This is a genomic window from Halomonas binhaiensis, assembly GCF_008329985.2.
Lineage (GTDB): Bacteria > Pseudomonadota > Gammaproteobacteria > Pseudomonadales > Halomonadaceae > Halomonas > Halomonas binhaiensis.
Genome location: NZ_CP038437.2, coordinates 817295 through 838507, shown reverse-complemented (window position 1 = coordinate 838507; position 21213 = coordinate 817295). Strand labels below are relative to the sequence as shown.

The following is a 21213-nucleotide window of genomic DNA, read 5'->3' as shown; positions in this document are numbered from 1 at the left end:
AGGTGTGTTAGTTTGTCGGGTTGCACCTATTCCCAACGAATATTCTTTAGATGGTGGTGCGGGGCAATAATTCAACCCCTGACTTCCGTCAACAGAGCCATCAGTCGCTCACGTTCCTCGCGACCAAGGCGCTCGCCGGCACGATCCTTGGCCAATAGCGCATCCAACTCCTCTTCCGGAGAGCGTTGGCGCTGGCGGCGACGGAAGTATTCCACCAGGCCTTCCAACTCTGCTCTCCGGGCGGCAACAGGAATCAACAGTTCCCGTCGTGCCAGCGCAGCCAGGCGCTCACCGTCCTGGCTGCCATGGAAGTGCATCAACAACACTTGTGCACTGGCATAGCCTCCGGCCCTGAGCAACCCAATGACTTCGCGACACAAGCGACTGTCATCATCATCGCCCATACACCAGCCATCGTCCTCGGGCAGGCTCTCAAACAAGCGTGGCTCATGCACAAGCAACTGCAAGGCTCGAGCCATCAACCCCAGCCCAGCCCCTTGGCGCTTGCCGCGCGACATGCCTGACGGAGCTACGCCTTCGCCGCCGCCCGATATGGGCTCCTCGAAAACAAGCCCTTCTTCTGCCGGTGCAGCATCAACACCCGTCATAGCTTCTGGCTGGCGCTGATGGCTCGCCATCAACGCCTCGAAGCGTGATTCATCGACTCCGGTGCGACGCGATAGTTCCGTCAGCATCAGTGACTTGAGCACGCCTTGCGGAAGCCTTTCGATAGCGGCAAGCACCTGGCTGGCATAACGCTCGCGATCTTCAACACGAGCCAGATCACGTCCCTGGGCAGCCTGATCGAAGAGGAACTCCGACAGCGGGCTGGCACAAGTGATACGATCCTCGAAGGCCTTGGCTCCCTCCTTGCGCACCAGGGTGTCCGGATCCTCCCCCTCGGGGAGAAACAGGAAACGCGCCTGACGGCCGTCAATCATCTGCGGCAGCACCGTCTCCAGGGCTCTGGCCGCCGCCTGACGCCCCGCCTTGTCGCCATCGAAGCAGAATACGACTTCACCCACCAGACGAAACAGGCGCTGCAGGTGATCTTCGGTAGTAGCGGTTCCCAGGGTCGCCACCGCATTGACGATGCCGAACTGAGCCAATGCCACCACATCCATGTAACCTTCAACGATCAGCAAGCGCTCGAGCCGATGATTGGCCTGACGCGCCTCATACAGACCGTACAACTCCCGCCCCTTGTGAAACACAGGAGTCTCGGGAGAATTGAGATACTTGGGCTTGGCATCACCCAGCACTCGGCCGCCAAATCCCAGAGTTCGGCCGCGTATATCGCGAATCGGAAAGACCACCCGGTCACGAAAACGGTCATAGGTGCGGCCGCTGTCCTCGTGCTGCACCAGCAGGCCGTACTCTACCTGCAAGCCTTCGGCAACACCTTGACCGCCGAGATGCTGCTTCAATGCATCCCACTGCCCCGGAGCGTATCCAATGCCGAACGTCCGCTGAACTTCCAGCGAGAGCCCGCGACGCTCCAGATATTCTCTAGCCCCCTGCCCTTCAGGCATTTTCAGCCGTTCACGGAAGAAGCTGGCCGACATTTCCAGCAGGTTGACGCCTTCCTTGCGCTTTTTCTCCCGAGCCTGGGCCTGAGGGTCATCACGGCCTTCCCGCGGTATTTCCATACCGACGCGAGCAGCCAACTGCTCGACCGCCTCGGGAAAGCGCAGCTTGTCATACTCCATCAGGAAGCGCAGAGCATTACCATGAGCACCGCAACCGAAGCAGTGATAGAACTGCTTGTCAGCACTTACAGTGAATGAAGGACTCTTTTCCTGATGAAAGGGACATAGCCCTGAGTGATTGCGCCCCGCTTTCTTCAGCTTGACACGCTCACCCACCACCTCGACGACATCGACACGAGCCAGAAGATCATCGATGAAGCGCTGAGGAATCTGACCGGCCATGTATGACTCCAAAAATAGAGCATGACTCCGAAGAAACGTATGGCTCCATGAAGAGCATCAACCCGAGAAGAACGTCGGTCCGGCACCCACCCTTCCAGCAGGGAAGCGAAAGACGGAAAAAACAAGCGGCCACCGGATGGCGGCCGCTTGGGGAAACGCTAAATAAATTTTAGACAGGTTTCCCTGGCGTCCTCCTGAATCGCGGACATCGAAATGTCCCCGACTCAAGTACGGATCAATAGAGACGTTCGAAACGCTTACGCTCACGCTGGAGCTTCTTGGCGTGACGCTTTACAGCGGCAGCAGCCTTGCGCTTGCGCTCGGCAGTCGGCTTCTCGTACTGCTCACGACGACGAACTTCGGACAGAACGCCGGCTTTTTCACAGGAACGCTTGAAGCGACGCAGAGCGACGTCAAACGGCTCGTTATCACGTACTTTGACAGAAGGCATTAAGCACTCACCACCTTGGGTAACTTGAGTTCGGTTTGTACGTACACCTTCAAGGCCAACCTCCAACAACCGTAGCATCGGCTTATACACCCTGCCGTGTCGTTGGTCTTCTGAGCCCTGGATGCACGACCCAGTCTTACAGCGCACAGCATTTTAGTCGCCGAACCGGGACTATGCAAATCCTTTGCCTCCAGAATGGTTCAGTCAGTCACGGAAAAAGCGTAGAATATTGCACTTTCTGGCGTCCGAGCTTGTCCGAAACGCCCTCCTCCCCGAGGAAACAATCCCTGGACAAGTCTGCTCTGTTTACCGAGTCCAATCCCTATGCGCGTATTAGGCATCGAAACCTCCTGCGATGAAACCGGTGTCGCTATCTACGACACTGAGCATGGCCTGCTGGCTGACACTTTGCATAGCCAGGTGGCAATGCATGCGGATTATGGCGGCGTAGTGCCGGAACTGGCTTCGCGCGATCATACCCGACGCCTGCTGCCACTGATTGATGAGGTTCTGGATCAGGCCAATATGAGCCGCCACGATATCGATGCCATTGCCTACACCGCAGGTCCTGGCCTGGTGGGAGCCCTGATGGTTGGCGCCAGCACGGCGCACGGCATGGCCCGCGCACTCGGTATTCATGTACTTGGTATTCACCATATGGAAGGCCACCTTCTGGCCCCCATGCTGGAAGACGAGCCTCCGGCCTTCCCCTTTGTCGCCCTTCTGGTTTCAGGCGGCCACACCCAACTGGTACGAGTGGATGGTATTGGCTGCTACACGCTGCTCGGAGAATCCGTGGACGATGCCGCCGGCGAGGCTTTCGACAAGGTCGCCAAGATGCTCGACCTTGATTATCCCGGTGGCCCAAGAGTCGCGGCCCTGGCCGAAAACGGCGACCCAAAACGCTTGCGTTTCCCTCGCCCAATGACAGACCGCCCAGGCCTGGATTTCAGCTTTTCAGGCCTCAAGACACACACACTGACCACCATTCGCGAATTCGAGCGACGCCATGAGCTTGATGATCAGGCCAGATGCGATATCGCCCGAGCCTTTGAAGAAGCGGTAGCCGACACCCTGGCGATAAAATGCCGTCGAGCGCTGGAGCAGACCGGGCTCAAGCGTTTGGTAGTGGCAGGTGGAGTCAGTGCCAATGTGCGCTTGCGTACTCGACTCGACGAGCAAAGCCGCAAACAAGGTGCTCGCGTGTTCTATCCCCGAGGTCGCTTCTGCACCGATAACGGCGCCATGATCGCGTATGCCGGAGCTCAGCGCCTGGCTGCAGGAGAACGCGACGAGGTCGGACAGATGAAAGCTGTACCACGCTGGCCAATGGACACCTTGGCATCACCAAAAGGTCAGGCATCACCAAAAGGTCAGGAATCACCGAAGGGTCAGGAACCGCCCAAAGATCAGGAATCATCGAAAGGCTGATACTGGATCATGAGTCAAGAGCCCTGATGCCGGCGCTTGCGGCATCAGTCGGGCTTGATGGGCAGCTTGTGCCCCTGCCATTCGAAATCGATCGGCCATAGCACTTGGTCAGGATCGTCAAATTCAGCCCACAACGCCTGGTATCTACTCCCGTCGACGGGATGACGCAAGTCTGGCAGGATTTCAGCCAGAGGCCATAGTACAAAGGCGTGACGCAGGATTTCTTCACGGGGTAGTGTCACCCCATCATGAGTCCCCACCAGCTCTCCCACCGTGAGGATATCCACGTCCAATGTACGCGGACTGAACTTGGGGCTGTCCTTGCGCCGACCATGATGAGACTCTAGCGTCTTGCACCATGTCTGCAATTGCGCAACCTGCCACTCGCTATTGAAAGCGACGATCAGGTTGTAGAAATTGCGGCCATCCTCGAACCCCACTGGCTCACTTTCGAAGACTCGGGATACCATCAGTTCCCCGAAAGTCTCAGCCAAGGCATCGAGACAGGCTCGAATATGCTGGTCGCGTTCGATGTTGCTGCCAAGACTGAGCGTGACCAAAGCCATCAACCCACCTCCACCAGGGAGCCCCGTTCGATCATGACACCGACAGCTCGGGCATTGGGTACGGCACCAGGTTTACGAATAGTCATACGTAGCCAAGGAATGGAGAATTCATCACGCAGCATGGCAGCCAGACGTTCGGCAAACGTCTCGACCAGCTCGAAGTCGTTTTCCTTGGCGAAGGTGCCAATGCGTCGGCTGATGGCATCGTAGTCCAGGGTCTTGGACAGGTCATCATCTTCTGCAGCAGCACGAATGTCGGTCGCCAACAGCAAATCCAGCGACAGTGTCTGGGTGATAGTGCGCTCCCATTCGTAGACACCAATTACCGTGTCTACTTCAAGAGCTTCGATCAATACCTTGTCCATCGCGGGGTTCCCGAATGAAATCTGATGGTAGTGCGTGAAATCAGGCGCCGATTGTACGCGAGCAAGGAGAGGGAAGACAGCACATGGGACTACAGTTACACGTCACCCTGCCATTGGCAGCACTGGGCTATCTGAGTGGCACCTGGCTGGGAGCCATGACGGTATGTCGCCTTGCCCGACTTCCCGACCCTCGCGTCACAGGCTCCTGCAACCCAGGTTTTTCCAATGTACTACGTCAGTATGGCGTGCAACTGGCCCTCGCAACGCTGATCATCGACGCCACCAAAGGTTGGCCAGTCCTGATCCTGGGAATGATCATGCAGCTCCCACCCTGGGGGCTAGGCCTGATTGGTCTCGGTGTATTGCTTGGCCACTGTTACCCCGCCTGGTATCGGTTCCGCGGTGGAAAGGCGGTAGCCAGTGCCTTTGGTGTCATGCTCCTGTTGACGCCTGGCGTCGCATTGATCTGTGCCGCCATATGGGCACTGCTGGCCTGGCGCATTCATACCGCAGCAATCGCCTCCCTGGCCAGCGCCACTCTGGCGCCGCTGGTCAGCCTGTGGCTATCCCCGGATTTTGCCTGGGTTGTGCTGATATTCGCCCTGCTTGTACTGGTTCGCCATGCCCTTAACATCCACCGCCTGCATCAAGGGAAAGAGCCAAAGCTATAGACCCGAGCCTCCCTTCTCATCCGGGAGAGAACTATAGTGAACGAAAGAAAACTATAGCGAACGAGAGATGGCTGCGAGTCTGCGCCGGGCCAGTTCACGCCCCAGCTCGCTGCCGCTAAACCCTTCTTCCACCAATTCGCGCGGCGCCAGGCTTGATGCGGCTTGCCATGCAGCACCCACGGATGCCGAAAGCTCAGGGTGGTCGAGCGCCAGAACCGACAGCAAGGGACCGACCCGTTCACCACGCCGCCAGGCATCGACACTTTCCATCCACGTCATGATCGACTGCGCGGTGTCAGCTCCACCATTGGCCAGTTGCCGTGTATATGCCAGTTGCTCAATGAGCTCTCGATATGCCCGAGGCATTCTCAGGCGCTGCCCCAGATCGGCACGCTGTGATTCGCTCAATGTTTCGAGCAACCTGCCCCAGCGCCATGACGCTACATCCTTCAAGGCCTCCGGCAACGCATGCATCCGTTTCAGTCTTGGCTCCAGCCCCTCGTGCTCATACAACTCAGGCATCAACACCTTGAGGGCACCACAACTATCCAGGGTCCGGAAGTACTGCTCAGGGCAAGGCTCCGACAGCGCCCGTTCCGTTTCCGCCCAGACTCGTTCAGCAACCAGATGAGAGAGCTCGCCACTCTCGGCAAGCTCACTCATCAGTGTCATGGTAGACGCAGCGACAGAGAAGCCCAGGCCTGCGTAGCGGGCGAGAAAGCGAGCAGTACGCAGGACACGCAGTGGGTCTTCCACAAAGGCAGGACTGACATGGCGCAGGATGCGAGCTTCAAGATCCACCATGCCACCGAAAGGATCCACCAGTGTGCCATCCATCGATTCGGCCATGGCATTGATGGTCAAGTCACGCCGAACCAGGTCTTCCTCCAGCGTCACATCGGGACTGGCATAGACGACAAAGCCGGTATAGCCATGGCCGGATTTGCGCTCCGTTCTCGCCAGGGCATATTCCTCTTGAGTCTGCGGGTGAAGAAACACCGGAAAATCACGGCCCACCGGGCGAAAGCCCCGTTGACGCATCTCTTCCGGAGTCGCCCCCACCACGACCCAGTCCGTGTCCTTTACTGGCCAGCCCAGGTGCGCATCGCGTACCGCTCCGCCAACACGATAGACATCAAGTCCGGCACAAGGGTCCTTGGCCATGCTCAGACCTCGACGCGGCTTGGCAGCAGTTGCTGCCAGCCCACAAAGCCACCGTCCAGACTATAAACATCGGCATAGCCCTGAGCAGACAACCAGGCAGCGGCCTGTTGACTGGAATTGCCGTGATAGCAGACCACGACCATAGGACGTTCCTTGGGTGCTTCTTCGAGCAGAGCCGGAATACTGTCGTTATCCAGGTGGCGACTGCCTGGTATATGTCCCTGAGCGAAGCTCTGTGGATCACGAATATCCACCAGGGTCAGTTCGACGCTTTCGTCCAGCCAACGTTCTAACGTACCAGTATCCAAGTGTTGAAAGCTGGGATGATGCATGCAACCTCCGTCAGGAGAGTCAGAGAAATGATAAGCGGATTGTAGATACAAGAATGAGGAAACGAGAGCTGCGTCACGCAGATTGAAGACTAGATACGTTGATGGCTAGGTCCGTTGAAGACTAGGTACGCTGATGCGCTCACCGCTGTCCAGATTGAGAGCCGTCAGACATCCGCCCCACACACAGCCAGTATCCAGGGCTTCCGCCCTGACCTTGCTTCCAGGGGTTGTGCCACATAGTGCCGCCCAGTGGCCAAACAGCAACCAAGGGTCGTCGTTGCGGGAATATTGGAACCATGGAGCGAAGCCTTCGGGGGCACTGTCCAGGCCTTCCTTGGCGGAAAAATCCAGATGCCCTTGTGCATCGATGAAGCGCATCCGGGTCAAGGTATTGACGATGGCTCGCAGGCGCTCGATGCCATGCAGACCAGGCCGGTAACGTCTCGGCTTGTTGCCGTACATCTGCTGCAGGAAAGTACCCGCTGATTCACTGCGCAAGCACCCAGTCAGCTCTGTCGCCAGTGCTTCTGCCTCCGCCATGCCCCACTGGGGAGGAATACCGGCATGGGTCATCAGGGTGTCACCGTCACGCAGCAGCAATGGACAGGACTGCAACCAGTCGAGCAACGCTTCTCTATCCGGCGCAGCAAGAATGTCGTGCAGCGTATCCTTGCGTTTGACATCAGCCCCACCTCTGGCCACAGCCAAAAGATGCAGGTCGTGATTTCCCAGCACCACCTGAGCAGCATCACCCAACGCTCTGACTTCCCGCAAGCAGGCCAGAGACCCAGGACCGCGGTTGACCAGGTCTCCAGCCAGCCACAAGCAGTCGCGACGCGGATCGAAGCTCAGCTTATCCAGCAGTGCCACAAACTCTTCATGACACCCCTGCAGGTCGCCAACGGCATAAGTAGGCATGAAAAACTCCAGAGAACCAAGGACACTTCAAAGTGCAAAGACCCACTTCAACAAAAGCCAAAAGCGATTCGATGACAGCCCGTTGATGACAGCAGCCAGATGCAGGCCAACAGGAATGGCCTTTGTGCGTCTAGTGAACCTGATTGGGCGTGGCCAGACGAAACACATCGACGGGAACTTCAAAAGGTCGCTGGCTAACCGTGTCGACGCAGGTATAAGCCCCTGCCATAAACCCCACAGGCCCATCGAGAATAGCTCGGCTGGTGTAACGGAAGGTCTGTCCGGGAGCAATCATGGGCTGTTTGCCAACGACCCCCTTGCCCCGCACTTCCTGTACCTGCCCACTGGATTGGGTGATTTTCCAGTACCGCGCCATTATCTGAATGCTATTTGGCGAATGGTTATGTACGGTCACCGTGTAGCTGAACACATAACGGTTTTCCAGCGGAGACGATTCATCCTCGCGCCAGGTATGCTGCACATCAACACGTATGTCCAGCGCTGGCTCTCCCGTACTCATGCGTTCTCTCCACCTTCTGCGTCTGTGCCATAGCCTGTCTTTTCGCCACGATCTGAACTAGTACCACTAGCGGCCGCGTTGCCATGTATCGCGTTGGCGATGACCACGAACTCCTCCACGCTCAGGGTCTGAGGACGACGGCCAGGATCAATGCCCAGCTCGCTCAGGTGCTCCCCGGTGATGCGCCCCTTGAGGTTGTTACGTAGCGTCTTGCGGCGCTGAGCGAATGCTTCTCGGACCACCTCGAACAGCAGTTTCTCATCCTTGGCCACACAGGTTTTTTCCTTGTGTGGCGTAAGCCGCACGATGGCAGAGTCCACCTTGGGGCGTGGTACGAAAGCCTCCGGAGGCACCACGAACAACGACTCCACCTCACAGAAATACTGGGCCAGCACGGACAGACGGCCACGCTCCCCGCCTCCGGGAGGAGCTGCCAAGCGATCGACGACCTCCTTCTGCAGCATGAAGGTCATATCCTGAACCGCATCACCGGCTTCAAGCAGATGCGAGATCAATGGCGTGGAGATGTTGTAGGGCAAGTTGCCTACTACACGCAGTGGCTGGCCATCGTCGCGCAATGCGACGAAGTCCATCTTCAGTGCATCACCTTCGTGAATGACAAAGTCAGGATACTGAAAGAACTGCACGCGCAGCCCGGGAATCAGGTCACGATCCAGCTCAATGACTTCGAGACGGCCGTTGGTGTCCGCCAGCAAAGGTTCGGTCAAGGCGCCTTGACCCGGGCCGATTTCGACCACACGGTCCTGCGGACGAGCGCCGATGGAACGCACAATACGAGAAATAATGCCTGGATCGCGCAAGAAGTTCTGGCCGAAACGCTTACGGGCCCGATGCGCCATGGGGCGGGAAGCCATACTGTTTTTCCTTTCTGATGTCCCACGATACCAATAGCGGAAGCAGGACGAAAACTACCTGGGCTCGACGAGAATCATGCCCGGCCAGCAGCCTGGTGCACGACCATGTCTGCAGCTACGGCGATTGCGACGGCAAGACTACCCGGATCGGCAACGCCACGACCGGCAAGGTCCAGCGCTGTACCATGATCCACTGAAGTACGTACCAGTGGCAGGCCTAGGGTGATGTTAGCAGCACTGCCAAACCCCGAATACTTGAGTACTGGCAGCCCCTGGTCATGGTACATGGCCAGCACGGCATCAACATCATCCAGGTGACGTGGGGTGAAGAGCGTATCGGCAGGAAGCGGGCCATCCAGCATCAAGCCCTCACCCCGCAAGCGCTCGAGCACAGGAGAGATCACCTCAATCTCTTCACGCCCCAGATGCCCGCCTTCGCCGGCATGTGGGTTGAGGCCACACACGGCAATGCGTGGAGAGCGAATACCGAACCAGCGTGTCAGGTCCGCCGCCAGAATACGCAGAACACGCTCCAGGCTCTCCTGGGTCAGGGCAGCGGCGACATCAGACAATGGCAGGTGTGTGGTTGCCAGTGCCACTCGCAGCGGCAGGGGCTGCCCTGCCAAGCGGCCATGCAAGGCATTGTCGGTGGCCAGCATCATCACAACGTCGTCTACACCACAGGCATCACGCAGATACTCCGTATGCCCGGTGAAGTCAGCAAAGCCAGCATCACGAATCACCCCTTTATGCAGCGGCGCTGTGACCATGGCCGCTGCATGCCCGTCAAGGCAGGCTTTCACGGCCAGGTCCAGGGTTTCGAGCACATAAGCGGCATTCGCGGCATCCAGAACACCCGGGCAACAGGGACGTCGCAATGCTACAGGCCATAGTGGCAAGCGACCAACGCGAGGTTCTGGGATGGGATCTCCAGGTGCCAAGGCGACGATATCGACATCGACACCTATTGCCCGAGCACGCTCATGCATGAGCTGCGAATCGGCAATGGCTACCCAAGAGATGGCCTGACGAGCAGCCAGCATCAGCACCAGTTCCGGTCCGATGCCAGCGGGTTCTCCACAAGTGATGACGAGAGGCATACCCATCAATCAGGCGTGCCCATCAATTCTGATTCAGGCGGTTATCGATGAACGCCTCACCCTGGATTTGCTGGACCCACTTGTCCATCTCATCCCCAGCCTTGCTCTGGAAGATGGCCTGGCGCGCCTGGTCACGGGTAGCTCCCGGGTTCTGTTGCATGAAGCCGTCGACTTCGGCTTCGGTAATGTTGACCCGGCTAGCCACTTCCGCTTGCTGCACCTGCATGATCAACATCTCACGGCGGATCTGTTCACGCACATCTGCCAGCGTCAGACCATCGGCTTCCACGGCATCGGCAAACTGGTCAAGCGTCATGCCATTCTGGCTCGCCACTGCACGCACCTGACGGTTGAGTTCTGTCTCATCGACACTGAGATCCAGCTTCTCGGCACGCTGGGCTTCGATCTCTTCAACGATCATGCGGTCCAGCACCTGAGAGCGCAGAGCCTGTTCCGGCGGCATGGCCACATTGCCAGTATTGAGTCGGGCCTTGGCCTGAGCCACACGGCTTTCCAGGTCAGAAGCCATGATGGCATCTTCATTGACCACAGCGACAATTCTATCGAGCGGCTGGCGATAGCCGTCCTGCGCCATGGCCACCATGGAAGTAAGGCCAAGGCAGGTGGCCAGCACCCAGGTGGCAAGATGTCGGCTACGCATAGTGATGCATCCTCTGTACGGCAGTAGTTATATACAGTAATCAAGACCCGGCAAGGGGGTATCAGTTCAGTGAAACATTGCGGTAGCCCGGTACCGCAGACTCAAAGTAGCTATCAGCTTCGCCACCAACGCCACCAAGCCCCTTGAGCACGAAGCGCAGGAAAACGCCCCGATCCGTGCTGTCATCTTCGATGTTATTGGCAGTGTCCTCATCATCAATCCACTCGCGCCACACCAGCTGCACACCATAGCAGCAGTCGTTCCACTGCACACCCGCCATCTGATCCAGAGCGCGGTCATTGGTGTTGTCGTACAGCAGTCGACCGATCAGATCGATGTTGTTGGTCGCCTTGTAGGCGAACGACACATCGATCTCCTCGGTGTTGTAGTTGCGGTTGTCCTCAGCATCATCTTCCTTGCTGAAACCTTCGATCTGCCAGCGGTAGCCCAGGTTCACCACATGGCCCGCATCAGCGCGGTACTGCATGCCGACGCCCGTGCTCTCGGTGCGATCCAGATGATCGTCGTAGAGCCACTGCCAGCGGGTCCGCCAGTTGTCGTTGATGGTCCAGTCAAGTTTGGTTACCCAGGCAGAACGGTCTCGCGTGGCATCGTAGTAGTCGAAAGAGTCCTCATCACGCGGCAGGGTATCGGGATCGCCGTTCATGTCAATGTTGCGATCCTCGAAGTAGGCTGACTGACCAACCCCAAGCGACAAGCGTTCACGGCCACTTTCGTCTTCCAGGAAACGACTTTCCACACCATAGGACAGACGGTTAAGGTCACCGACACGGTCACCACCGGAGAAACGATAAGGCGACCACAGCTGCCCCCAGGAGAAGGACTTCTCGTTGGTATCGAAATCCGGGAACTCGCTCTGATCCCTGGCTGGGATATAGGCATAATTCAAACGCGGCTCCAGGGTCTGGCGATAGTCATCGCTACCGACCTTGAGGTCGCGTTCAAAAATCAAACCAGCATCGATCGTGCTGACCGGCACCGCAATACTCGGGTCATCGGAGCGGTCTGTGATTCGATCCTCATAGTCGAGATCGTATTGCAGATAGCGCATCTCCACCCGCGGCTCGAAGAAGCCCCAGGAGGGGTCGAGACGATAGCCAAGTGCAGGCGCCAGCGTCAGGCGACTACCGTTGGCTGCTTCCCGTATAGGGATGCGGCGCTCCCTGCCATCGAAGTCATAAAAGCCATTTTCATCACCTTCGATGTCACGCCAGAAATACGTCGCATTGGAATACCACTCTTGATAGAGACCACTGTCCTGATCCCAGCGAGCTTTCGCCGTCAGGCTAGGCAAGCGGTAGAACGGCTTGTCCTTCTCGTTGAGAGGATCATCCAGTTTCTGGTAGCCCTGAGCCTTGGCCTGCAACTTCCAGGTGTCACCCAGGTAATCAATTTGGGCCAGGCGCGACATTTTATTGGTCGAGGACTCACCAAAGGTCTTGCCGAAGTCATCGAAATAGCTGCCATCGCTGGCAGCGCCATAGCGCAGCTTGTACGGTACCTGCGGATTGATCTTGCCGACATGGCTATAGTCGAAGTACCAGCGGTCGTCACCATGCTCCAGCTCGGAGTTGGAATCGTCATCACCGGCACTCTCGTCATCGGCCAGGTACGCGCCTTCCACGGTGCCGCGGCTATTGGGCAGCAGATAGCGGAACTCACCTCCCAGCATGAAGCCGCTGTCCTGAATCCAGCGCGGGCTGACAGTGGCATCGTAGTTGGGTGCCAGGTTCAGGTAGATGGGCTGCTCGTAATCCAGTCCACCATCGGAAAACTGAACCAGTGGCCACAGCAGGCCGGTCTGACGTCGTTCATCGATGGGGAATCGCACCCAAGGCCAATAGAACACAGGTACGTTGCCAAGTTCGAGGCGAGCGTGCTTGGCGATGCCATAACCTTTCATTCGATCCAGCAGAATGTCATTACCGACCAATCGCCATGTACTGTCGCCGGGGTCACAGGTGGTGAAACTGGCTTCGTTCAGCCGGAATACATTTTCCGAGACACGCTCAAGACGAATGGCGTCGCCACGCAGATGCGAATCATGGGCAACATAATGGGCAGTATCCACATTGGCCTGATCCGTCTTCAACGATACCTGAGCACTATCGCCGCGAACCAGCAAGCTCTGGTCACGCAGTGTCAAGGGACCTTCGATATTGGCTACATCCCGCTCGGGAGGCACCTGTACATGGGGCGCTTCAAGCTGCGTATCGCCCTTGCGCAACACGACGCCGCCCTGAAGCACCGTGTCGCCTTTGTTGTCATAATTGGCTTCATCGGATTCAGAGCTGACCTGACCCTCTATAGCCGGCTTTTCCAGGCGATATTCGGGTTGAACATAATAGCCCCGGCAGACTTCTCCACGCGGACGATCATCACCCCAGGGCTGCCAGTCAAGTTGACTGGCCGCCAGGGAATCCGGTGGCGCCGCCATCAGTGGGGCGTTGATCAGGCTGGAGGTGGCGAGGCCAGCCAGAGCCGTCCATGCATATCGCTTCGCCATAGTGCGCGCTGTCCTCGACGGGGTGAATCGGTATTATACAGACCCAGAATGACCTGTAACGCCCAAGTCCGCCAAAACGCGAAGTGGCGATGTGCCTGATTGATGCTCTATATCCGGCGCTACAACAGTCAATGAGTTAACACAGCATGCGGCGGGGGCGAGAAAGCGTCAACTAACGCCACCTCTGACATGCCACTTCAGGAGCGCTTACTCTTCATGCCCAAGGCCGACGCCCCCACCCGCTTCGATCGTCTGAGCGACTGGACCAACCAGCGCCACCCCGGTCAGGTCACCCAGTTGACGCTGGCGGCTGGCGATGCCAGTTTCCGCCGTTACTATCGCGTGACGCTTGCCGATGGCAGCACAAGAATGCTGATGGATGCCCCTCCTCCCCAGGAGGATATCCGTCCTTTTGTGAGCATTGCCAGATATTGGCTTCAGGCCGGTTTGCCCGTACCCGAAATTCATGGAGAGGACGCTGAAGCTGGCTTTGTCGAGCTCGAGGATCTTGGTGACGAGCCTCTCAACCTGCCGCTGGAAAATGCGGACGAAACCACGACCAAGGAATATTTCAACGCTGCCCTGGCATTGATCCACGAGTTGCAGAATCGCGCCTCGCCGGAACAGCTACCGCCCTATGACGAGGAAGCGCTTGGTCGCGAGCTGGACTTGTTTCCGCAATGGTGCCTGCAGCGCTGGTTGGGAATGACAGAGCTTCCCCCGGGCTGGAACGCCCTTCGCCGTCAATTGATCGACAGCGCTCTGGAACAACCCATCGTCACCGTGCACCGTGACTATGACGCCATGAACCTCATGCAACACGATGGCCGTCTCTATCTGATCGACTTTCAGGATGCTCTGGCCGGCCCCATCAGCTATGACCTGATTTCACTGCTGCATGGCCGCTATCGGCGCTTCTCTTCGCAGCAACGAGCAAAGTGGGTAACGGCTTTCCACCAGCGAGCGATTGCCGACGGGCGCCTTGCCCCCGATGTCGATGCTGCGACGTTTGCTCTTCAGGTCAATGCCATGGCGGCCCAGCGTGCCATCAAGGTGCTCGGCATTTTCTGTCGCCTGACGTTGCGAGATAGCAGAGAAGGCTACCTGGCACGTCTTCCCCAGTTTCTGGATCACCTGGAGGACAGCCTGGCTGAGCTGCCCGGCCATGAAGACTTCAAGACATGGCTAACCAATACGTTTACACCGGCCATGCAGGCAGGCAAGGAAAGTGCAGCATGAAAGCGATGATTCTCGCCGCGGGCCTGGGTACCCGCATGCGCCCGCTGACCGATCATTGCCCCAAGCCTCTACTGCCGGTGGCTGGAAAGCCATTGATTGTTCATCATCTCGAACGCCTCGCCGCCAGCGGTATCCGCCAGATCGTGATCAATGTCAGCTATCGCGCCGAACAGATCATCTCCGCCCTGGGAGACGGCTCCCGCTATGGTGTCGAGCTGGCATTCAGCCACGAGGAACAGCCACTGGAAACAGCCGGAGGCATCGCCAAGGCCAGGCCATTGCTGGGCGATTCTCCCTTTTTGTTGATCAATGGCGACATATGGACAGACCTGGTGCTGAGCAGTCTTCCACAACTAGGTAACGATCTGGCGCACCTGGTCCTGGTCGACAACCCGCCCCAACATCCCGATGGGGACTTCTATCTCGATGACTCTGGCAGAGTTCATGCCCAGGGTGAAAGGACGCTCACCTATGCAGGCATCGCCCTGATCGCCCCCTCTCTGGTCGATGACTTGCCGGAGCCCTGCTACCCCCTGGCCCCCTTGCTGCGCCAGGCCATGAGACAACAGCGTGTCGGTGGCACACATCACCGGGGCCATTGGGTCGATGTAGGGACGCCACAGCGCCTGCAGGAACTCGATGCCCAGCTACGTACCAATTGAGCTACGTGCCAATTGAGCTACGTGCCAGTTGAGCTATGCGTCAGCCGAAAGGACTGTGCACTAGCTGAGACATGAGGCCGCAGCTGTTATGCTGCTCGCCTTCTGGTCATTAATTGGCTCGCAAAGAGCCCTGTCACCCTATGTGGAAGAAACCGTCATCACCGGTTGAAGAAAAAGGAATACAGCGATGAACGTCAGTGTGAAGTGGACCGATGGCCGTCAGTTCCTGGCCGAGTCCGGTAGCGGACACAGCGTGGTCATTGATGGCCCACCCGACCATGGTGGCCGTAACACAGGCCCGCGCCCAATGGAAATGCTGCTGATGGGCCTGGGAGCCTGCACCTCCTTCGACGTACTGGACATTCTGGAAAAGTCCCGTGCTCCAGTGGAAGATTGCGTGGCCAGCATCGAAGCAGAACGCGCCGATGCAGTACCAGCCGTGTTCACCAAGATCCACGTGCACTTCACCGTGACCGGCAAGGGGCTCAAGGAGAGCCAAGTTAAACGCGCAGTGGAGCTGTCGGCTGACAAGTACTGCAGTGCTTCCATCATGCTCGCCAAGGGTGGTGTCGACGTCACTCACTCGTACACTATCGTCGAAAGCTGAGACAACAGTCGAAAGCTGAGACAACAAAAGCAGCGAGCTCCGAGTCGCGGGCTACGCGCGATTCAGCACAGCTAGATGTTGGCAGATACCGAAGCCAGCTTCGGAGTTCAGCTCAAGCCATGCATGCCCGCTGGCTCGTAGCTCGTAGCTCGTTGCTCGTTGCTCGTTGCTCGTAGCTCGCGGCTCATTGCTCGTAGCTCGTAGCTCGTAGCTCGTAGCTCGTAGCTCGTAGCTCGTAGCTCGTAGCTAGATACGATAAACGCTCTTGGTCATCACCTTAGACATCAGTGTCATGCCAGCCTTGACGGGGCCAGGAAAACGAGCACCACCCGCCTCCAGGGCCTGCTGTGCGTGATGCGCCTCATCGATGGCCATCTGTGCCAGTACAGCACGGGAACGCCGATCCCCGGCAGGCAGGCTTTCCAGGTGCTTGTCCAGATGCTTGCCAACCTGTTCCTCGGTCGCCGCGACAAACCCCAGACTGACACGGTCTCCCACTGCTCCGGCCAATGCACCCATGCCAAAGGATGCCGTGTAGAACAGCGGATTGAGTACACTGGAGCGCGATCCCAGTTCTCCCAGGCGCTCTTCACACCAGGCCAGGTGATCGATCTCCTCCTGCGCAGCCTCTTCCATCTGGCCACGCACTTCCGGCAGCTTAGCGGTCAGCCCTTGCCCCTGATACAACGCCTGAGCGCAGACCTCACCGGTATGATTGATGCGCATCAGCCCTGCGGCGTGGTGACGCTCTTCGGCACTCATTTCTCCGTCCTCTATCTCTTTTCCTGCAGGAGTCGGACGCGAGGCCACTGCAGCGCCAGGCACCAAGGTACGCAGCACATTGTCGAATTGATGGATCGCCTGATCGATACGGCTGAGGATACGGGGCATGACTGACTCCTTGGCAATGACTGCGCCTATTCTAGCTACTGGTTCATGCATCAGAAAACCACGGCAGAGATTTGCCTGGCCGCTCATGCGCGCTCGCTCTCGATACGATGGTACAACGCAATGAGAGGCGCCGCCCATGATAGGCGGCGCCGATGAATGCACGGGAAGCGTCGAGCGCTTGATGATGCCGGAAGAAACTCCGTCGAGCGCCGGCTAGCCAGCCGGCCAAGTGAAGCGACGACCGCCCATCACGTGCATATGAATATGATAGACCGTCTGACCACCATCTTCATTGCAATTCATCACGACTCGAAAACCATCTTCGGCAAAGCCTTGTTCCTTGGCCAGTCTGGAAGCCGTCATGGGCAGGCGCCCCACCAGTGCCAGGTCTTCCTCGGTGATATCGTTGAGGGTGGGGATATGCTTCTTGGGAATGACCAGCATGTGGGTCGGAGCCTTCGGATCTATATCATTGAAGGCCAACACCTGATCGTCTTCATAGACGATGTCCGCGGGAATCTCGCGATTGATGATCTTGCAGAAAAGGCAATCCATGTCAGACTCCAGAAGCACGCAACAGCGGCAAAGAAAAAGAGAATCCCTGACGAGATTACCCGGACACTGCTTCGCTGTCAGTAGCCCTCACCCCGACATGATGCATTCTCCCCGGCAGCAATGAGATCCTTGTCAGCGTGGCACTGACGGTGATGGTATCCGTGGTACTGCATGGCATTACTGCTCAACCCATGGCCCAGCGCTTCAGCAAGACCTGAGCCATTCAATACGGCTGGCCATGATCCAGATGACAAGGCGGCGAGCCAAATGGCTCGCCGCCTTGTGCTTTCTTTGTGCTTTGTGTTCAGCCTGAAAACTAACGAAATCGACGTTGGGCCAATAGGTGCTGCACCAGTGGGCCAAGGATCAACTCCATGGCCAGTGGCAGGCGAGCCCCAGGTACCACCAGGGTATGGGGACGACTCATGAAGGCATCGTGGATCATGGCCAGCAGATAAGGAAAGTCCACTGTCGATGGATCACGAAAGCGAATCACGACGAAGGATTCAGCATCAGTGGGAATGTCCTGAACCTCGAAAGGGTTGGAGGTATCCACCGTAGGCACCCGCTGGAAATTGATATGCGCGCGGGAAAACTGCGGCAGGATGTAGCGCACATAGTCGTCCATGCGCCCCAGTATGGTGTCGACCACGGCCTCGTGGGTATAGCCCCGGGCATGCATGTCACGATCGATTTTCTGGATCCACTCCAGGTTCATGGTCGGCGCCACCCCGACCAGCAGATCCACATGTCGAGCAATATCGATATCACTGCTTACCAAGCCACCATGCAGGCCTTCATAGAACAGCAGATCGGTGCCACTCGGCAACGGCTGCCACTCAGTAAAGGTCCCGACCTGGTAGCCAGCCTCGATCATCTTCTTGTCTTCGGCATGAATATAGTGACGATAGGTGCCTGTGCCGCTATCGCCATATTCCTGGAACAGGTTACTGAGACGGTCGAGCAGGTTGGCCTCTACCGCAAAGTGGGACAGCTCGTCCTTGCGCTCGGGTTCTTCGCGAAAAATGCGCGCCAGTTCCTGACGCGTATAGCGGTGAAAGGCATCGCCATCGACAAAAGCCGCATGCACGTCCTCACGGGCAAACATGCGTTCAAAAGTGCGCTTGACGGTAGTGGTTCCGGCTCCGGATGAACCGGTCACCGCAATGACAGGGTACTCGCGTGACATCAGCGTGCCCTCGCCAAGGCCTCGCGCACCGCATCCGGTACTGCAACGGCACGGCGGGCCTCAGCCTCAACCAGCACCAGGTTGACTCGTGCCGTCGCCACCACTCGCTCGTCGCTGTCGCGGCGAATACGGTGGAAAACAGCCAGCGCCTTGCGACCAGGTTCCGGGATGGCGATATCCACGGTCAACGCATCGGGCCAATGGGCCTCTGCTTGGTACTGTACTGCCAGATCTGCTGCAACACAGGGGTATCCTCCCAGGTCCCGCTCATCCAGCCCGCAATGAGCAAGAGCAGCCACTCGGGCCTCATGCATCAATGAGATCACCATATCATGTCCCAGATGGGCGCCATAATTCATGTCCGTGATACGCACCGTCATGGGATGACGGTAAACGATGGCGGCCTCAGGGAAATCGAGCTTTACTCGCTCCATGCTCGCTCCTTGGTGCTTATTGTTGTTGGGCCAGCCCAAGCACCCTCGGGCTGGCCAGGGCTGGCGCCTGACAGTGCAGTGCTCAGTTCTTCCGTGACATGGCACGATGGGCAATATCGCCCCGACAGAAAGCACCTTCGAAAGAAATGGCCTCCACACCACGATATGCAAGCTCTCGGGCTTTCGCCACATCATCGCCCAGCGCAGTAACGCAAAGCACACGCCCGCCAGATGTCACCAATTGTCCATTCTGGTACATGGTGCCGGCATGGAACACTTTACAGCCAAGTGCTTCAGCAGCCTCAATGCCGTGGATGGCATCGCCTTTACGATAGCTTCCGGGATAACCTTGTGCCGCCATCACTACGCCAATTGCCGGCTGCGAGCTCCAGTGGCAATCACGCCCGGCCAACTGGCCGCGAGCTCCTGCCTGGCACAGTTCCGCCAGGTCACTCTCCAGGCGCAGCATGATCGGCTGGGTTTCAGGGTCACCAAAACGGCAGTTGTACTCAATGACCTTCGGCTGACCATCCGGGGTGATCATCAGCCCCGCATAAAGGAAACCTGTATAGGGATGCCCCTCGGAAGCCATGCCGCGCACGGTAGGTTCGATGACTTCGTCCATGATGCGCTGATAGACATCACTGGTGACCACTGGCGCGGGAGAATAGGCTCCCATGCCGCCCGTGTTGGGCCCTGTGTCTCCCTCGCCAACACGCTTGTGATCCTGACTGGTCGCCATCGGCACGATGTGCTCACCATCGACCATGACGATGAAGCTGGCTTCCTCGCCTTCCAGGAACTCCTCGATCACCACCCGTGCACCGGCATCGCCGAATGCGTTGGCTTCCAGCATGTCGCGAACAGCCGCTTCAGCATCTTCGCGGGTCTCTGCCACGATGACACCTTTGCCAGCCGCCAGGCCATCAGCCTTGATCACGATGGGAGCGCCCTTCTCTGCCACATAGGCCAATGCCGGCTCCACTGCAGTAAAGGTCTGGTACTCGGCCGTGGGAATGGCATGGCGCGCAAGGAAGTCCTTGGTGAAGGCCTTGGAACCTTCCAGTTGAGCTGCACCCTGTGTCGGGCCAAAGATATCCAACCCAGCGTTGCGGAAACGGTCGACGACGCCCGCCACAAGTGGTGCCTCCGGCCCGACGATGGTCAGGTCGATAGCTTCACTTCGAGCAAAGTCCACCAGCCCATCGAGGTCAAGCACATCAATATCGACATTGGTCAGACTAGCCTCGCTGGCGGTACCGGCATTGCCAGGAGCAACAAATACCTCGTTGGCCAGGGGCGATTGGGCGACCTTCCAGGCCAGGGCGTGTTCGCGGCCACCGCCGCCAATGATCAAGACCTTCATCCGCTCAACTACCTTTCGAGTAACAAACGAGGCGGCATTATGGCAGAAATCACCCGGCGCCGCTCAGACGCCTGAGCAGGGTACCTGCATCAGGAAAGTGACTTGGGGTTTGATCGCTGCTGCAATGCGCCTCCGTCGTCAGGTCCAGGGCCAAGTTCAGCGTCACCTGACAGCCTTGGACAAGCCCTGAGACCCTGCGCACCACTTGCCAGCAAGACTCACTTCTTGTCTTCATCATCCTTGCTGGAAGAACCAGACATCGGATTGGCTTGACTGATGGTCTGCTGCCAGAAGCGCATGTTCTCTTCCGCCAGCTCTCGCATCAGTTCCATCGGCGAATGACGCATGGCTTGCTGCCACTGGTCCTGCATGCGTTTCTGCTGCTCCAGCATCAACCGCGTACCTTGCTCCAGGTAACGCGCCAGAGGCAGGGGCTGAGACATGGCGTAAACTCGAATCAGCTGTTCCAGCAGATCATTGGAAAACACCTCGGCTTCACCGTCAGCCTGTTCCTGCTCGATGATGATCGACAGCAGGATGGTTCGTGTCAGGTCCTCACCACTCTTGGCATCTTCAACACGGAAGGGAACCTCTTCGAGAATCAGACTGCGCAGATCTTCGAGAGTTACGTAACGGCTCTGTTCGGTATCATAGAGCCGACGATTGGCATACTTGCGAATTACACGCACGGCGCTGCTCCTGAAAGTCGGTGAGGAGTTGTCGAAAGCTCCCATGAGCCTCCATTTTGCATTGCGATA

At 57.8% G+C, this 21213-nt stretch carries 23 protein-coding genes; 5 read left to right on the top strand and 18 right to left on the bottom strand.

Annotated elements, in window-relative coordinates:
- Positions 1-71: 71 nt before the first annotated feature.
- The gene (dnaG, locus tag E4T21_RS03695; RefSeq protein ID WP_149283615.1) at positions 72-1931 is read right to left on the bottom strand and encodes a DNA primase; all 1860 of its coding nucleotides are present in this window, start codon (positions 1929-1931) and stop codon (positions 72-74) included.
- A gap of 235 nt (positions 1932-2166) precedes the next feature.
- A complete protein-coding gene (rpsU, locus tag E4T21_RS03690; RefSeq protein WP_013333229.1) occupies positions 2167-2382 on the bottom strand; it encodes a 30S ribosomal protein S21 in 216 nt (71 codons plus the stop codon).
- Between the two features lie 324 nt (positions 2383-2706).
- Here rpsU and tsaD point away from each other — a divergent pair, with 324 nt between their 5' ends.
- Positions 2707-3813, top strand: coding sequence for a tRNA (adenosine(37)-N6)-threonylcarbamoyltransferase complex transferase subunit TsaD (gene tsaD, locus E4T21_RS03685; protein ID WP_149283613.1), 1107 nt, complete (start codon positions 2707-2709; stop codon positions 3811-3813).
- Between the two features lie 44 nt (positions 3814-3857).
- Here tsaD and folK read toward each other — a convergent pair whose 3' ends face one another.
- Positions 3858-4379, bottom strand: coding sequence for a 2-amino-4-hydroxy-6-hydroxymethyldihydropteridine diphosphokinase (folK, locus tag E4T21_RS03680; protein ID WP_149283611.1), 522 nt, complete (start codon positions 4377-4379; stop codon positions 3858-3860).
- The gene (folB, locus tag E4T21_RS03675; RefSeq protein ID WP_149283609.1) at positions 4379-4744 is read right to left on the bottom strand and encodes a dihydroneopterin aldolase; all 366 of its coding nucleotides are present in this window, start codon (positions 4742-4744) and stop codon (positions 4379-4381) included. The genes folK and folB overlap by 1 nt, the downstream gene beginning before the upstream one ends.
- An 83-nt stretch (positions 4745-4827) precedes the next feature.
- Between folB and plsY the strand changes: the two genes are divergently transcribed.
- Entirely contained in the window at positions 4828-5415 is a 588-nt protein-coding gene (gene plsY / locus E4T21_RS03670; RefSeq protein WP_149283607.1) for a glycerol-3-phosphate 1-O-acyltransferase PlsY, read from the top strand.
- Between the two features lie 51 nt (positions 5416-5466).
- Here the strand turns inward: plsY and E4T21_RS03665 are convergent, their stop codons facing one another.
- From E4T21_RS03665 to E4T21_RS03630, 8 genes are all read right to left on the bottom strand, one after another.
- On the bottom strand, positions 5467-6579 hold the full coding sequence (locus tag E4T21_RS03665) for a tRNA nucleotidyltransferase/poly(A) polymerase-related protein (protein ID WP_149283605.1): 1113 nt from the start codon (positions 6577-6579) through the stop codon (positions 5467-5469).
- A gap of 2 nt (positions 6580-6581) precedes the next feature.
- Positions 6582-6911, bottom strand: a complete 330-nt coding sequence (glpE, locus tag E4T21_RS03660; RefSeq protein WP_149283603.1) for a thiosulfate sulfurtransferase GlpE — start codon at positions 6909-6911, stop codon at positions 6582-6584.
- 105 nt (positions 6912-7016) lie between these two features.
- Entirely contained in the window at positions 7017-7829 is an 813-nt protein-coding gene (locus tag E4T21_RS03655) for a symmetrical bis(5'-nucleosyl)-tetraphosphatase (RefSeq protein WP_149283601.1), read from the bottom strand.
- 130 nt (positions 7830-7959) lie between these two features.
- Positions 7960-8349, bottom strand: a complete 390-nt coding sequence (apaG, locus tag E4T21_RS03650) for a Co2+/Mg2+ efflux protein ApaG (RefSeq protein WP_149283599.1) — start codon at positions 8347-8349, stop codon at positions 7960-7962.
- Positions 8346-9224, bottom strand: coding sequence for a 16S rRNA (adenine(1518)-N(6)/adenine(1519)-N(6))-dimethyltransferase RsmA (gene rsmA / locus E4T21_RS03645; RefSeq protein WP_149283597.1), 879 nt, complete (start codon positions 9222-9224; stop codon positions 8346-8348). Before rsmA ends, apaG begins: the two co-directional genes overlap by 4 nt.
- A gap of 74 nt (positions 9225-9298) precedes the next feature.
- On the bottom strand, positions 9299-10330 hold the full coding sequence (gene pdxA / locus E4T21_RS03640) for a 4-hydroxythreonine-4-phosphate dehydrogenase PdxA (protein ID WP_149283595.1): 1032 nt from the start codon (positions 10328-10330) through the stop codon (positions 9299-9301).
- Positions 10331-10346: 16 nt separating this feature from the next.
- Positions 10347-10985 (bottom strand): SurA N-terminal domain-containing protein, encoded by a 639-nt coding sequence (locus E4T21_RS03635; RefSeq protein WP_149283593.1) that lies wholly within the window; start codon positions 10983-10985, stop codon positions 10347-10349.
- A 61-nt stretch (positions 10986-11046) separates the two neighbouring features.
- Positions 11047-13512: an LPS-assembly protein LptD gene (locus E4T21_RS03630; RefSeq protein WP_149283591.1), complete on the bottom strand. Its 2466-nt coding sequence runs from the start codon at positions 13510-13512 to the stop codon at positions 11047-11049.
- Positions 13513-13728: 216 nt separating this feature from the next.
- Between E4T21_RS03630 and E4T21_RS03625 the strand changes: the two genes are divergently transcribed.
- The 3 genes from E4T21_RS03625 to E4T21_RS03615 all read left to right on the top strand — a co-directional run bounded on the left by E4T21_RS03625 (position 13729) and on the right by E4T21_RS03615 (position 16020).
- Positions 13729-14751 (top strand): aminoglycoside phosphotransferase family protein, encoded by a 1023-nt coding sequence (locus tag E4T21_RS03625; protein WP_149283589.1) that lies wholly within the window; start codon positions 13729-13731, stop codon positions 14749-14751.
- On the top strand, positions 14748-15413 hold the full coding sequence (gene murU / locus E4T21_RS03620; protein WP_149283587.1) for an N-acetylmuramate alpha-1-phosphate uridylyltransferase MurU: 666 nt from the start codon (positions 14748-14750) through the stop codon (positions 15411-15413). Before E4T21_RS03625 ends, murU begins: the two co-directional genes overlap by 4 nt.
- 187 nt (positions 15414-15600) lie before the next feature.
- Positions 15601-16020 carry an OsmC family protein gene (locus tag E4T21_RS03615; protein WP_149283585.1) on the top strand — a complete coding sequence of 140 codons (420 nt, stop codon included), beginning with the start codon at positions 15601-15603 and terminating at the stop codon, positions 16018-16020.
- 246 nt (positions 16021-16266) lie between these two features.
- On the opposite strand, the gene coq7 is transcribed toward E4T21_RS03615, so the two are convergent.
- The 6 genes from coq7 to phaR all read right to left on the bottom strand — a co-directional run bounded on the left by coq7 (position 16267) and on the right by phaR (position 21144).
- Positions 16267-16911, bottom strand: coding sequence for a 2-polyprenyl-3-methyl-6-methoxy-1,4-benzoquinone monooxygenase (coq7, locus tag E4T21_RS03610; RefSeq protein ID WP_149283583.1), 645 nt, complete (start codon positions 16909-16911; stop codon positions 16267-16269).
- 213 nt (positions 16912-17124) lie between these two features.
- Entirely contained in the window at positions 17125-17466 is a 342-nt protein-coding gene (locus E4T21_RS03605) for a histidine triad nucleotide-binding protein (protein WP_149283581.1), read from the bottom strand.
- Between the two features lie 316 nt (positions 17467-17782).
- Positions 17783-18655 carry a phosphoribulokinase gene (locus E4T21_RS03600; RefSeq protein WP_149283579.1) on the bottom strand — a complete coding sequence of 291 codons (873 nt, stop codon included), beginning with the start codon at positions 18653-18655 and terminating at the stop codon, positions 17783-17785.
- Positions 18655-19089, bottom strand: coding sequence for an acyl-CoA thioesterase (locus E4T21_RS03595; protein WP_149283577.1), 435 nt, complete (start codon positions 19087-19089; stop codon positions 18655-18657). The genes E4T21_RS03600 and E4T21_RS03595 overlap by 1 nt, the downstream gene beginning before the upstream one ends.
- Before the next feature lie 82 nt (positions 19090-19171).
- Positions 19172-20455, bottom strand: a complete 1284-nt coding sequence (purD, locus tag E4T21_RS03590) for a phosphoribosylamine--glycine ligase (protein WP_149283575.1) — start codon at positions 20453-20455, stop codon at positions 19172-19174.
- 218 nt (positions 20456-20673) lie between these two features.
- A complete protein-coding gene (phaR, locus tag E4T21_RS03585; RefSeq protein WP_149283573.1) occupies positions 20674-21144 on the bottom strand; it encodes a polyhydroxyalkanoate synthesis repressor PhaR in 471 nt (156 codons plus the stop codon).
- Positions 21145-21213: the final 69 nt, after the last annotated feature.